Raw genomic sequence first — 1,010 nt, 5'->3', positions numbered from 1 at the left:
CCAAGTAGTTGCGGTGGTAGGTTTAAGCTTTTGAGGTCACCAGACAATTCTGGTTGAACATTTTGATACATGGCGCCAACAAATACGCGCAGTTCGCGTCCGCCATCGTATTGCCAGCGATATCCGACTCGAGGGGCAGCCACGAAGGTTTTAATATTGCCATCAATGGCGGCTATGCTGGTGTAGGTGTAGTTCATATCGAGTAGTGCGAACCAATTTCCCACACCGCCAGCTAATGTGGTGCCTGCTCCATAGGTTCCTCCGTCCATCTCTAACTCAAATGCGGCGCTATCCGGTAGTTCGTCACCCGCGGCATCGAGCAGCGAACACAGAACTTTGTTTCCGATACCTTGCACGGAGGAAGTATCGCAACTTAAAGCGTTAATTTTTGCTGTGCTCGTGCCTTGGGTATAACCAATAATTCCATAGATATTCATAAACGGGAAAATCCACACGTCTCCCCTTAGAGTAATATTGGAACCTTTAAAATCGGCGTGGTTAGCATCAATATCAAGCGCCTCAAGTACCGGATGTCCTGTTAAATCAATACTGTTGACCGTGATTGGATTGCTCATATCCATGTATGAAAGGGAAAGACCATAAGGTTTTGGCAGTGAATAGCCACGCTTTTCTGCTTCATCTCCCCAAATAGGGAAAAATGAATCTTGAGCAAAACTTAACTGGGTAAATAAAGTAGTTAAAAATACCAGTCCTATTTTTAATTTCACAATGGTCTCTCTTTAATATTCTTAATACCCATTTACTAAAAATGTGTATGTGTTATTTCAAAATTTATTTTGATAATTCATTACATGAATAGCATGGCTGTTAATATCGAGTTTCTAAACTCTGCGCACATTTTGAGGTTTACAAAACAGGTCAGAAAACAATTTGCCGATCAGAAGAATAATTAAAATATTCGTCAGCATTAAAATTGGTGTTTCAATTCTATATATTGGAGTCAGGTTTAACGCGCCGGAGGTCAGTACAACCAATAGATTAATCCCTAG

The 1,010-nt window shown here is 41.2% G+C and carries 1 protein-coding gene and 1 pseudogene; both read right to left on the bottom strand.

Features of this window, described 5'->3' with window-relative positions; translation table 11 throughout:
* Nucleotides 1–728 (bottom strand): hypothetical protein (locus R7E42_RS25825; RefSeq protein ID WP_318073360.1); only part of this gene is annotated, 728 nt, incomplete at its 3' end.
* Between the two features lie 114 nt (nucleotides 729–842).
* Nucleotides 843–1,010: pseudogene (locus R7E42_RS25820) on the bottom strand (FUSC family protein); the annotation flags it as partial.

Origin of the sequence: Vibrio sp. Vb1337 (assembly GCF_033338715.1) — a bacterium.
Lineage (GTDB): Bacteria > Pseudomonadota > Gammaproteobacteria > Enterobacterales > Vibrionaceae > Vibrio > Vibrio alginolyticus.
Note: the sequence above shows the minus strand (reverse complement) of the source record. Positions and strands in the feature narration are given on the sequence as shown.